This is a genomic window from Anaeromyxobacter sp. Red801 (assembly GCF_049201065.2).
GTDB lineage: Bacteria > Myxococcota > Myxococcia > Myxococcales > Anaeromyxobacteraceae > Anaeromyxobacter.
The window spans coordinates 1743168-1755555 of record NZ_CM181236.1 but is presented as its reverse complement, the minus strand read 5'-3'; the positions used below and the strand labels follow the sequence as shown (position 1 = coordinate 1755555).

Below are 12388 nucleotides of genomic sequence, written 5' to 3'. Positions count from 1 at the left end.
CTCGCCTGCTAGATTCCCGCGCCGATGCAAGTACCTCGCTTCGACGACGCCCCTCGCCGCCGCCGCCTCCCCGTGCTCCTCGCCGGCGCCGGCTTCCTCGCCATCCTGATCGTCGCGCTCGCCGGCGCCGCCGGCGGCCTCCGCACCGTGCCCGGCACGCCGGCCGCGCCCGTCGCCGCGGCGCCCGAGGCCGCGGCCATGGTGCCCGCGCCCACCACCGCCACGCTCGCCCCGCACAAGCCCACGCCGGCGGAGCGGTTCCGGGCGGTGACGGTGCGGCTCGCCCGCAACCAGACGCTGGCGCAGGCGCTCGTGAAGCTCGACGTCCCGATGGCGCAGGTGAACGCGGTGGTGGCCTCGCTGAAGGGCCTGTTCCCGTTCCACCGCGCCCGCCCCGGCGACCAGCTCCGGGTGGAGCGCCGCGACGACGACGGCGAGCTGCACCGGTTCAGCTACCGGCAGGGCCCGGCGGACGAGTGGACGGTGGAGCGCAAGGAGGACGGCTCCTTCGAGGCCCGCAAGCGCCCGGTCGAGCTAACCACCGAGGTGGCGCGGGTGGCGGTGAAGGTGGAGGGCTCGCTGTGGGCGTCGCTGGAGCGCGCCGGCGAGGATCCGGAGCTGGCGGTGCTCGCCTCCGACGTGCTGGCCTGGGACGTGGACTTCTACCAGGACGTCCGCGCCGGCGACGCCATGACCATGGTGGTCGAGAAGGTGCTCGCCGACGGCAAGCTGCTCCGCTACGGCGAGGTGCTGGCGGCCGAGTACAAGGGCGAGGCGGCCGGCCGCAAGCGGCTGTTCCGCTACACCGATCCGGACGGCCACACCAGCTACTACGACGAGAACGGCAACAGCGCGCGGCGCGGCTTCCTGAAGTCGCCGCTCAAGCTCGCGCGCGTCACCTCCGGCTTCGGGATGCGCAACCACCCGCTCCTCGGCTACGTCCGCGCCCACCAGGGCGTGGACTACGGCGCGCCCACCGGCACGCCGGTCTGGGCGGTCGGCGACGGCCAGGTCCGCGAGGCCGGCTGGAAGGGCGGCTGCGGCAAGGCGGTGGTGCTGAAGCACCGCAACGGCCTGGAGTCGGTCTACTGCCACCTGTCCGCCGTCGCGGTCTCGGCCGGCAAGGCGGTCTCGCAGAAGCAGGTGATCGGGTACGTCGGCTCCACCGGCCTCTCGACCGGCCCGCACCTGCACTTCGCGGTGAAGCGCGGCGGATCCTTCGTGAACCCGCTCCGGCTGCAGATCCCGCGCGACGCGCCCATCCCCGCGAAGTGGGCCGCCGACTTCGCCGAGAAGATCGCGCCGGTGCGGGCCAGCCTGGCCGGCGAGCCGGTGGCGCTCAACTAGCCGATTCGGCCCCGCAGCACCGCCAGCGAGAGCCCGGGGAGGATCCCGGGCACGAGCGCCCACTCCAGCGCGCGCGCGCCGCTGGGCGTCGCCACCGTCGCGACGCCCTGGCCGGCGTCGGCGCCGGACAGGTCGAGCGCGGTCTGGAGCACGTCCGCCGGCCGGCGCCCGCGCAGCGCGTCGAGCGACGCCCCCAGCAGCCGCTCCGCGGCCGGGTTCGCGTCCACGCAGCGCCCCTCCCCGTCCACGATGATCATCCCGTCGCGCGCGCTCGCGAACACGGCGCGCGCCAGCCGCTCGCGCCCGCGCAGCGCCTCGGCCGCGGCCCGGGCGTCCACCGCGGTGGCCACCACGTTCGCGACCGTCTCCAGGAAGCTCAGCTCCTCGCGCTCGAACGCGCGGGGCGCCGGGCCGGCCACCAGCAGGACGCCGTGGGCGCGCCCGCTCCCGCGCACCGGCACCGCCAGCGCGCAGCCCGCGCCCGCCGAGGCGAGCAGCGCGTCCGCGAGCCGGCCGTCCCGGGTCAGGTCCGGCGCCCGGGCCGGCGCGCCGCTCGCGTGCGCCAGCCCCGCCAGCGTCATCACGCTCGGCACGCCGCGCCCGCGCGCGTCGCCGGGGAAGCCCGAGGCCGCGCGCACGCGCAGCCCGCCGTCGGCCACCTCGAGGAACGCGCCCGCCGAGAGCCCCAGCGCCGACGCCGCCAGCGCGGCGGCCGCGTCGAGCACGTCCTGCACCTCGGGGAGCCCGAGCGCGAGCTGGGAGATGCGCGCCACCGCGGCGCTGCGGCGCAGCTCCGCCGCGCGCCTCGCCTCGTCCGAGCCGGCCGCGGACGGCTGGCGGTGGCGCTGGGCGTCGCGCCAGCGCGCCACGATGAGGCGCGGCGCGCCCCGCGGCCAGGCCCGCGCCGCGAACTCGAGCCAGCGGACCGAGCCGTCGGCGTGGCGCGCCCGGACCTCGATGGGCACGCCGTCGTCGAGCGGCGTGGATCGCGCGCTCGCCATGCTGGCGACGTCCTCGGGCTCCACGAACGCCCAGGCGTTGCGGCCGACGAGCTCGCCGGCGCGGTAGCCGAGGAGCCGCTCGATCCCGTCGCTGACGTAGAGGATGTCGGCGGCGGGGGTGAGGACGCCGATGACGTCGTCGGAGAACTCGGCCACCGCGGCGTGCAGGCCGTCGCCGAGGTGATCGACCTCGCGGGCGGCGTCCGCCGGCGCGCCGGAGCCTGCGCGCATGCCGGCGCCGGCCTCGAGCTCCGCGATGCGTCGGTACAGCGTGGCGAGCTCGCGCAGCAGCTCGGGGGTGGTGGCGAAGGGCATGGGGGTCTCCGGATCATACCGATCCGGGGTGTACCCCCAAGCCCCACGGACGCGTGGCGTCCCTGCCGCCTCCGGGTCAGCGACGCCGGCGGCGCGCCTTCTCGGCGGCGAGCTTCTTGCCGTTCCACTCCTTGCCGTCGAGGGCGGCCACGGTGGCCTCCAGCGCGGCGGGCGGGACGTCGACGTAGCTGTGCGACCGGCGCACCTCCACGCCCACCGGCTCGAGCTCCGGCGCGAGCGCCCGGAGCGCCTCGCGCACCCTGGCCTCGTCCGCGCCGTCCTGCTCGCCGAGCGTCAGGAACACGCGGGCGCGCTGGGGCGCCGCCGGCGCGCCGCCCTCGGCGGCCACCTCGACCGCCGGGGTGCCCTCGCCGTTCGGCGCCGCGGGGGACTCCGCCTGGACGCCGGCCGGGGCCTCGCGATCGCGATCGCGCCCGCCGCGGCGGCCGCGTTCGCCGCGTTCACCGCGATCCCGCTCGCGGCCGCGGTCGCGCGAGCGCTCCCGGCCGCCTTCGCGCCGCCCCTCCCCGCCCTCGCGCCGGCCCTCGCCGGCCGCGCGGGTCTCGGGCTGCACGCGGCGCTCGTGCTCGGTGCGCTTGTGCTCGGCCTTCTCGCGGTCCTGCGCCTTCTCCATGCGCTGGTGCGTGAAGAAGTACTTGAGCGCGAAGGAGATCAGGTACTCGCCGTCGGGCCGGTTGCGCAGCTCCTGGGCGAGCGGGATGTAGGCCTCGAAGATCGAGGCGCTCATCGCGTCCTTCAGCACCGCGACGTGGCGGTCGGTCCAGATCTTCCGCGCCTCCTCGGGCGTCGGGAGCGCCTTCTTCTCGAAGACGATCTCGTACTTCTTCTGGAGCGCGGTGAGCGTGTGCAGGTCCGCGCCGGACACGAGCGAGAGGCTGGTGCCCTTCTTCCCGATGCGGCCGGTGCGGCCGACCCGGTGCAGGAACACCGCCGGGTCCTCGGGCAGCGAGTAGTTGATCACGTGCGAGAGGTCGGAGATGTCGATGCCGCGGGCCGCGATGTCGGTCGCGACCATGAAGCGGACCTCGCCGCGCTTCACCTTCGCCATCACCCGCTCGCGCTCCTTCTGCGGCAGGTCGCCGTTCAGCAGCTCGGCGTCGTAGCCGTTGCGGTTCAGCACCGCGGTGACGAGCGAGGTGTCGCTGCGCGTGTTGCAGAAGATGATCGCCGCCTCCGGCTCCTCCATGCCGATCATGTAGAGGAGGTTGCGCGGCTTCGGGTACGCGTCCACGGTCGGGTACATCACGTTGTGGATATTCTCGACCTTGTACTCGTCGCCGGAGAGCAGGATCGTCTCCGGGTCGCCGAGGTAGTCGTGGATGATCTGCTCGATGTCCGCCGGGACGGTGGCGGAGAAGAGCAGCTGCTGCACGTCCGCGGGGAGGTGGTCGAGGATGCGCGTCACCTCCTCGAAGAACCCCATGTTCAGCATCTCGTCGGCCTCGTCGAGGCAGCAGACCATCACCTCCTCGAGCCGGAGCGTCTTGCGGCGGATGTGGTCGTAGATGCGGCCGGGGGTGCCGACCACGATCTCCGCGCCGGCCTTCAGCTTGTCGAGCTGGTCGCCCATCGACGCGCCGCCGTAGATCGTCACCACGCCGAGGTCGCGGTGCTTCGCCAGCGCGGTGACCTCCTCGGCCACCTGGATGGCGAGCTCGCGGGTCGGGCACATGACGAGCGCCGACGGCTTGCGGCGGCCGTCGGGGATGCGCTCGAGGATGGGGATGGTGAACGCGGCGGTCTTGCCGGTGCCGGTCTTGGACCGGACGATCACGTCCTTGCCGTCGCGGATGGGCCGGAACGTCGCGGACTGGACCGGGGTCGGCTTCGTGTAGCCGTGCTCCGCGACCGCGCGCCGCACCGGCTCCGAGAGCCCCATGTCGTCGAACGAGGCCTCGGAGACGTAGTCAGAGGGCGCCGCCGAGGGCGCCTCGCCGTGGACTTCTTCCATGCTGTCACTCACTCCGTTGGAGTTGGGAGCGACGCATGGCGGGCTCGCCTGGTACCGCGCCAGCCCCGATGCGTGATCGGGGCCCGCGCCGCTCCGCGAAAACCGCCATGCGCCGACGTGTCGTCTCGCGCCTTGCGCGCGAGGCGCGACACCTATATCACAACGCCCTTGCGCGGCCGCCAGTTCCCGTGGCAGCCCGGACTCCCCATGTCGGACGAGACGCGCCACCGCTCCACGAAGGGCCGCCCGGCACTCCCGGCCGCCGGGGCTGCGCGCGACCGCTCCGAGGGCGGGCTGGTCCGCTACGACCCGCTCCGCGCGTACATGGCGGAGGTGGCGCGCCACCCGGTGCTCTCGCGGGACGAGGAGCACGCGCTCGCCGTCCAGTACCGCGAGACCGGCGACGTGGACGCCGCCTACCGCCTGGTCGCGTCCAACCTGCGACTCGTGGTGAAGATCGCCCACGAGTACCGCCGCACCGCGTTCCAGCTCCTGGACCTCGTCCAGGAGGGCAACCTGGGGCTGATGCAGGCGGTGAAGAAGTACGACCCGTGGAAGGGCGTGAAGCTCTCGTCCTACGCGGCGTGGTGGATCCGCGCGTACATCATCCGCTTCATCATGGAGAACTGGCGCCTGGTGAAGCTCGGGACCACCCAGGCGCAGCGCAAGCTCTTCTTCAACCTCTCCAAGGAGCGCGAGAAGCTGCTCGCGCGCGGGATCGAGCCGACGCCGCGGCTGCTCGCGAAGAACCTCCAGGTCGAGGAGAAGGACGTGGAGGAGATGAGCGCCCGCATGGCCGCGGACGACCTCTCGCTGGACGCGCCGGTCGGCACCGAGGGCGACGACGGGCGCCAGAACCGCCTCGACCGGCTGGCCGACGACGGCGGCCCCTCGCCCGACGCGGCGCTCGGCGACGAGCAGCTCCGGCGGATCTTCCGCGAGAAGCTCGACGCGTTCTCCGGGACGCTCACCGACGAGAAGGAGCGGTACATCTTCGAGCACCGCCTCCTCCCGCCCGACGGCACGCCGCCGCTCACGCTGCAGGAGGTGGGCGACCACTTCCGGCTCACCCGCGAGCGCGCCCGCCAGATCGAGGCCAAGCTGACCGGCCGGCTGCGCGAGTTCCTGCGCGCCGAGATCCCGGACTTCGAGCTGCTCGGGCCGCCGGAGTCCTGACCCGCCGGCGCTAGTCTCGCAGCGCGCCCGGCCGCGGGCGCGCCGCGGCGGCGCCGCGCGCGAGCTGGAACGCCGCGCCCGCCACGCCCGCCACCACCGCGAACCCGAGCAGCGCGAACGGCCGGATCGCCAGCTCCGAGGCGATCGGCCGCGTCCCCGCGGCCGCCAGCAGCCCGACCCCGAGCGCGAGGCCGCCCGCCAGCGCGCACAGCACCACCGCGACGGCGCGCGACGCGGCCAGCGCGAGCAGCGCCGCCGCGAGCGCCCCGAGCCCGGCCCCGACCGCCGCCCGTCCGCCGATGGGCAGGTGAACCCCGGCCAGGGCGCCGGCGAGCGCCCCGGCCGCGGCCGGGAAGAGCGGCGGCATCGCCGCGCAGGCCGCGCCCAGCACCGCCGCGCCCAGCCCGGCCGAGGCGAGCGCGGAGAGCTCGAGCTGGGGGCCGAGGAGCCGCCGGGCCGCCAGCGCGGCCAGCGCACCGACCACGGCGCCCCCCACCGCCGCGGCGGGGCGCCGCAGCCGGTCCGAGGCGGCCAGGGCCGCGAGGCCGACCACCACGAGGGCCAGCCCCAGCGGCCAGCCGAACGCGCGGGCCGCCAGCGCCACCCGCACCAGCCCGGCCAGCGCGTCACCCACCGGGCCGCCCGGCACGGCCGCCGCCACCGCAGGCGTCACCGGCCCGCCCCCAGCACGGTCCAGAGCGTCAGCGCGACGGCGACGAGCACGCCGGCGGCCCCGACCGCCACCGCGGCCGGGTCCGGCCGCAGGGAGGCCAGCGCGTCGCCGGCCGCCCGCCGGGCCGGCTCGCCCGCGCCCGGATCCGCCAGCACGCGCCGCGCCTCGAGGGCGGCGCCCCGGTGGTCGCCCGCCTCCAGCAGCTCGCCGATCCGCCCGCCCGGGCCGATGCGACCCCTGTCCCTGCGCGACATGGCGGCGGACTGTAGCACGGGCCTCCGCCGGGCCCCGCCACGGCGCGGGTTGTGCGGGCTTCCCGGCGCGACCCGGCCTAGACTGTGAGGGCCCGCGGCGCGGTCCGGCCGCCGGCGACGCTGGCCCACCCGATGCCCCGCCCACCGCGCCCCATCTCGCGCCGACGGTTCCTGCAGGGCGCCGCCGCCGCGGCCGTCGCGGCCGCGCTGCCCCGCGGCGCGCGCGCGCTCACCCCGGACGCGATGCTCCAGATCGGCCACGTCCAGCACGGGGGCAACTGGAACCCGCGGCCCACCGCGCTGCGCCGGCTCGGCTGGGAGCTGGGCCGCCGGACCTCGATCGAGCCCGCCGCCGACGCGGTGCCGGTCCGGCTCGATCGCCCCGGCCTGCACCGCCACCCCATGCTCTACCTGGCCGGCTCCGGCGGGCTGCCCCCGTTCTCCGAGGCGGAGCGGGCCGCGCTCCGGCGCCACCTCATGTACGGCGGGTTCCTGCTGGTGGACTCGGCCGACGCGTCGGACGGGACCGGCTTCGACGCGGCGGTGCGGCGCGAGCTCGCGCAGGTCCTGCCCGCCTCGCCGCTGCAGCCGGTGGCGCGCGAGCACGTGCTCCACAAGACGTTCTACCTGCTGGACCGGCAGGGCGGCCGCGTGCTGGTGAAGCCGTGGGTGGAGGCGCAGGCCATCGACGGGCGGCTGGCGGTGGTCTACTCGCAGAACGACCTGGGCGGCGCCTGGGCGCGGAGCGAGCTGGGCGACTGGGAGTACCCGTGCACCCCCGGCGGCGAGGCGCAGCGCGAGGCGGCGTTCCGCACCGGCGTGAACCTGGCGATGTACGCGCTCTGCACCGACTACAAGGACGACGCGGTGCACCTGCCGTTCATCCTCCGGCGGCGGAGCTAGGCGGCGGTGGACGGCGGGACCTTCAACGCCTGGCGGCTCACCGCCCTCACGCCGCTGCCGGCCTGGGCGCTCGCCCTGCTCGGCCTGGCGGCGCTCGCCTCGATCGCGCTCGCATGGCGCGGCCTCGCCGGCGAGGCGCGGCGCGCACGCAAGGCCGCGCTCGTCGCGCTCCGCGCGCTGGCGGCGGTGCTGGCGCTGGCGCTGCTCGCCGAGCCCGCGCTGGAGCTGCTCCAGACGGCGCGGGTGCGCAACCGGTTCGCGGTGCTGGTGGACGCGTCGCGCTCGATGGCGTTCCCGCTCGAGCCGGGCGGGCCCTCGCGCGCGGCCGCGGCCGGCGCGTTCCTGCGCGACCACCGGGCCGAGCTGGAGCGGCTCGCCGACCGGGTGGACCTCGAGTGGTACGGCTTCGGCGGCGAGGTGGCGCCGGTGGACCCGGCGCAGGCGGTGCGCGGCCTCGAGCCCGCCGCCGGCCGCACCGACCTGCTCGGCGCGCTCGAGGCGGTGACGTCGGGCGCGGGCGCGTCCAGCCGCCGGCTGGCCGGCGCGCTGGTGGTGTCCGACGGCGCGGACAACGCGGCGCTCGCCGACGGCCTCTCCGGCGCCACCCGCGCCCGGCTGCGCGCGCTGGGCGTGCCGGTGAGCGCGGTCGCGGTGGGGCGGAGCGCGCCCCGCGACCTGGCGGTGGAGCGCGTGGCGGTGGACGACTTCGCGTTCGTCCGCAACACCGTGACCGTCGAGGCGACGCTGCGCGCGCGCGGCCTCGAGGCCCAGGACGTCCGCGTGGTGCTCCGGCGCGAGGGCGCGGTGGTGGCGCAGGCCACGGTGCGGCTCGAGCCGGGGAAGGAGCGCTACTCGGTGCCCCTCTCCTTCGCGCCCGACCAGACCGGCACCTTCGTGTTCACCGTGGCCGCGCCGGTGCTGCCCGGCGAGGCGGTCACCGAGAACAACCAGCGCTCGTTCGTGCTCCGCGTCATCCGCGATCGCGTCCGCGTGCTGATGGTGGCGGGCCGGCCGAGCTGGGACGTGCGGTTCCTGCGCGGCCTGCTGAAGCAGGATCCCAACGTGGACCTGGTGAGCTTCTTCATCCTGCGGACCAACGCCGACCAGCCCGGGCCGCAGGAGGACCTCTCGCTCATCCCGTTCCCCGTGGCGGAGATCTTCGGCGAGCAGCTCCGGACCTTCGACGCGGTGCTGTTCGTGGACTTCGCCTACGGCCCCTACCGCGGCCTCGAGATCGACCGCTACCTGCCGAACCTGCGCGACTACGTGCGCGGCGGCGGCGCGCTCGCCATGGTGGGCGGCGAGCAGAGCTTCGGCGACGGGCGCTACGGGCAGACGCCGCTCGCCGAGGTGCTCCCGGTCGCCCCGCTCGACGGCACCAGCGAGGCGGAGGGCGAGTTCCGGCCGCGGCTGACGGCCGAGGGCAAGCGGCACCCCGTCACGGCGCTCGCGCCGGGCGAGGCGCCGAACGAGGCCGCCTGGGCGAGCCTGCCGCCGGTCACCGCGGTCAACCTCACCCGCGCGCTGCCGCCGGGCGCGGGCGCGTCGGTGCTGCTCGAGGCGCCCGCGGTGAGCGTGGGCGGCCGCGCGGCGCCGCTGGTGGCGGTGCGCGAGGTGGGCCAGGGGCGCACGCTCGCGGTCGCCACCGACGCCACCTGGCGCTGGGGCTTCCTCGCCGCCGAGGGCGGCCAGGGCAACCGCGCCTACCTGCGCTTCTGGAACGGCGCGCTGCGCTGGCTGGTGCGGGATCCGTCCCTCGGGCCGCTGCAGGTGGAGCCCGACGCGCCGTCGGTCGAGCCCGGCGCGCCGGTGGGGCTCACCGTCACCGCGCGCGGGCCGGACTGGGGCCCCGCGGCCGGGAAGAAGGTCTCCGCGGACCTGGTCTCCGAGGACGGGCGCACGGTGGCGCACGGCGAGGCGGTGGCGGGCGAGGACGGGACGGCGCGGATCGAGCTGGTGCCGCCCGGCCCGGGCGCCTACCGGGTGGTCTCGCGCGCCGAGGGCGTCGCCGACCCGGCCAGCGCCGCGGTGGCGGTGCGCGGCGCCGGGCCGGAGGACGCCGACGCTGCGCCGCGGCCGGAGCTCCTGCAGGCCGTGGCCGAGGCGACCGGCGGCGCGTACTCCGCGCTGCCCGGCGGCGACCTGCCCGACCTCGCGCTCGCCGACCCCGAGGTGGTCGAGATCGGCCGCCGGAAGGCGGTGCCGATCTGGGATCGCTGGTGGACGCTGGCGGGCCTCGCGGCGGTGCTGACGGCCGAGTGGGTGCTCCGCCGGCGGTGGGGCTACTGGTAGGCGGGCGGCGGGCCCACCGTCGTATTTCCTTGCCAGGCGGCCCCGGCCGGGAAATACCGGCCGCAGGGAGGCGCACCGCCGTCCCGAGCTCCACGGCCTCAGGAGGGCCCATGAAGATCGCGAAGGGCAGCGTCGTCGGCCTCGATTACTCGCTGCACCTCGGGGACGGGAAGGTCGTGGACCAGTCCGAGCCCGGCGAGCCGCTCACCTACCTCCACGGCGAGGGGCAGATCGTCCCGGGCCTGGAGTCGGCGCTCGAGGGCGCGGACGTGGGCGAGTCGCGCACGGTGGTGGTCGCGCCGGCCGACGGCTACGGCGAGCACGATCCGCGCGGCGTGCAGGAGGTGCCGCGCAAGGCGTTCCCGCCCGGCTTCGACCCGCAGGTCGGGATGGAGCTGACCGCCGAGGGCGCGGACGGCGAGCCGGTGCCGTTCGCGATCCGCGAGGTGAAGCCGGAGTCGGTGGTGATCGACCTCAACCACCCGCTCGCCGGCAAGACGCTGCACTTCGACGTGAAGGTGCGGGACGTCCGCGCCGCCACCGCGGAGGAGCTGGAGCACGGTCACGCCCATGGCCCCGAGGGCCACGGGCACGAGCACTGACGCCGGCCCTCACGGCGTCGGCGTCACCGCGTAGGTCCAGGTCTCGTTCGGCCGCAGCTCGAAGCGCTCCTGCACGCGGGCCTCGCCGAGGCGGGCCTCCACCTGGTGGGCCCCCTCCCAGAGCTGGACCTTCACGCTCCCCTGGCCGACGTGCCGCCCGTCCACCCGGACCTCGGTGCCCGGCGGCGCGGTGACGGCGAGCACGCCGCGCCCGAGCGCGAAGCGCACCGGCGTGCCCGGCCCGCGCGCGGTGACGCGCTTCTGCACGTCCACGCCCTCGGCCGCGTTGCGCAGCCGGACGCGGTGGTCGCCCCTCGACACCGGCACCGTCACCGGGCTCCGCCCCACCCGCTTGCCGTCCACGTAGACGTCGCCCTCCGGCTCGGCGGTGATCGCGAGCGAGGGCGCCGGGGCCGCCGGGCGGCGCGGCTCGGGGGCGGCGGGCGCGGCCGCCGCCGGGGCGGCGTCGGCCGTGGGCTCGGGTGCGGGCGCGGCGCGGGGGGCCGGGGCCGCCGGGGCAGCGGGCGCCGGGGCCGCGGCGACCGGCGCGCCGGCGGGGGGCGTCGGGCGCGGCTGGGAGCGGGACAGCACGAAGCCGATCCCGAACCCGACCCCGGCCATGGCCACCGCGATCCCGAGCACCACCGGCAGCGCGGACCGCGGGGGCGGCGCGGGCGCGGCGAACGTGATGGCCGCGTCGGGCGGCGGCGCGAGCGACACGGGCGCGGGCGGCTGCGCCGGCGTGACCGCGGGCTGGGCCGCGGCCGCCGCGTTGCCGGCCGGGACGGCGGCGTTGACCGGCGCCGCGAGCGCCGCCGGCGCCGCCGCGGGCGCGGAGGTCGCCGCGGCGGCGATCACGGGCGCGGCCGGGGCCGGCTGGGCCACGGCCGCCGGGCGCCGCGCCGGGGCCGGCGCCAGCAGCTCCGCCGAGACCTCGGCGGTGATCTCCGGCGCGGGCCGCACCGGCACGGCGCGCTCCGCGCCCGCCGGCGAGAGCGCGCGGGCCACCATGCGCAGCACCTCGCCGCGCTCGCCCTCCCCCGCCGGCAGGATCGCCTCGAGGTACGCCGCCATGGCCTCCGGCGGCGCGGCGGGCAGCGCGCCCGCGAGCGCCTCGCCGAGCGCGTCCGCCGACGGGAACGGCTCCTGGCCGCCCGCGCCCAGCGCGCGGTCCACCACCGCGGCGAGCGCCGGCGGGATCCCCGGCCCCTCCAGCGGCGCCGGCGCCGCCGCGGGCGGCTCGCCGGCCAGGCACTCGTGCAGGAGCGCGCCGAGCGCGCGCAGGTCGCCGGCCGGGGTCCCGGCGCCGCCCGTGCCGAGCCCGGAGACGAGGCAGGACCCGTCGTCGGCCACCAGCACCCGCTCCGGCGCGAGCGCGCCGTGGGCGAGCGGCTGGCCCTCGCCCGCGTCCACCGCGTGGACGGCCGCGAGCGCCGCGCACGCGTCGAGCCCGGCGCGGAGGACCAGCTCCGGCGGGAGGCGGCCCGCGCCGTCCAGCAGCGCGCGCAGCGTGGCGCCGCGCCGGTGCGCCTCCACCGCCACCAGCGCCTCGCCGAGCGTCTCCAGCCCGAGGACCGGGACGGCGTTCGGGTGGTGCACCCGCGCGGCGGCCTCGGCGTCGCGCACCAGCGCGGCGAGCCGCGCCGGGTCGTCGGTGAGCGCGGCCGGCGCGTACGCGAGCACCACGGCGCGCGGGGCGCCACCGCGCCGGTCCACCGCGAGGGCGCGCCGCCAGCCGGCGGCGTCGTGCAGGGGCGTGATCACCTGGAAGCGTTCGTTCGCGGTCACGCGCGGATATTAGCAAGGGACCGCCGGAAGGCGCGTCCCCGGTGGCGGCTGCGGCCCCACCCGGC

The 12388-nt window shown here is 77.2% G+C and carries 10 protein-coding genes; 5 read left to right on the top strand and 5 right to left on the bottom strand.

The annotated features are described in order from the left end of the window. Nucleotides 1-24 precede the first annotated feature (24 nt). The gene (locus ACOQFB_RS07955) at nt 25-1347 is read left to right on the top strand and encodes a M23 family metallopeptidase (protein ID WP_059437805.1); all 1323 of its coding nucleotides are present in this window, start codon (nt 25-27) and stop codon (nt 1345-1347) included. Here ACOQFB_RS07955 and ACOQFB_RS07950 read toward each other — a convergent pair. Together ACOQFB_RS07950 and ACOQFB_RS07945 are read right to left on the bottom strand one after the other, a co-directional pair. Next, a complete protein-coding gene (locus tag ACOQFB_RS07950) occupies nt 1344-2663 on the bottom strand; it encodes a PAS domain S-box protein (protein ID WP_421610239.1) in 1320 nt (439 codons plus the stop codon). The genes ACOQFB_RS07955 and ACOQFB_RS07950 overlap by 4 nt on opposite strands. A 76-nt stretch (nt 2664-2739) precedes the next feature. Next, nucleotides 2740-4635, bottom strand: a complete 1896-nt coding sequence (locus tag ACOQFB_RS07945) for a DEAD/DEAH box helicase (protein WP_421610240.1) — start codon at nt 4633-4635, stop codon at nt 2740-2742. Nucleotides 4636-4842: 207 nt separating this feature from the next. Here ACOQFB_RS07945 and ACOQFB_RS07940 point away from each other — a divergent pair, with 207 nt between their 5' ends. Then, on the top strand, nt 4843-5811 hold the full coding sequence (locus ACOQFB_RS07940; RefSeq protein ID WP_059437808.1) for a sigma-70 family RNA polymerase sigma factor: 969 nt from the start codon (nt 4843-4845) through the stop codon (nt 5809-5811). Nucleotides 5812-5821: 10 nt separating this feature from the next. Here the strand turns inward: ACOQFB_RS07940 and ACOQFB_RS07935 are convergent, their stop codons facing one another. Both ACOQFB_RS07935 and ACOQFB_RS07930 read right to left on the bottom strand, forming a co-directional pair. Further along, complete coding sequence (locus tag ACOQFB_RS07935) at nt 5822-6484, bottom strand: hypothetical protein (protein WP_421610241.1); 663 nt, start codon at nt 6482-6484, stop codon at nt 5822-5824. After that, complete coding sequence (locus ACOQFB_RS07930; RefSeq protein ID WP_059437810.1) at nt 6481-6738, bottom strand: hypothetical protein; 258 nt, start codon at nt 6736-6738, stop codon at nt 6481-6483. The genes ACOQFB_RS07935 and ACOQFB_RS07930 overlap by 4 nt, the downstream gene beginning before the upstream one ends. A 132-nt stretch (nt 6739-6870) precedes the next feature. Between ACOQFB_RS07930 and ACOQFB_RS07925 the strand changes: the two genes are divergently transcribed. From ACOQFB_RS07925 to ACOQFB_RS07915, 3 genes are all read left to right on the top strand, one after another. Beyond that, nucleotides 6871-7641, top strand: coding sequence for a DUF4159 domain-containing protein (locus tag ACOQFB_RS07925; protein WP_421610242.1), 771 nt, complete (start codon nt 6871-6873; stop codon nt 7639-7641). Nucleotides 7642-7647: 6 nt separating this feature from the next. Then, nucleotides 7648-9933, top strand: a complete 2286-nt coding sequence (locus ACOQFB_RS07920) for a glutamine amidotransferase (protein WP_059437812.1) — start codon at nt 7648-7650, stop codon at nt 9931-9933. A gap of 110 nt (nt 9934-10043) precedes the next feature. Further along, nucleotides 10044-10535, top strand: a complete 492-nt coding sequence (locus ACOQFB_RS07915; protein ID WP_059437813.1) for an FKBP-type peptidyl-prolyl cis-trans isomerase — start codon at nt 10044-10046, stop codon at nt 10533-10535. A gap of 9 nt (nt 10536-10544) precedes the next feature. Here ACOQFB_RS07915 and ACOQFB_RS07910 read toward each other — a convergent pair whose 3' ends face one another. Next, a complete protein-coding gene (locus tag ACOQFB_RS07910) occupies nt 10545-12323 on the bottom strand; it encodes a PEGA domain-containing protein (protein ID WP_494492525.1) in 1779 nt (592 codons plus the stop codon). Between the last annotated feature and the right edge of the window lie 65 nt (nt 12324-12388).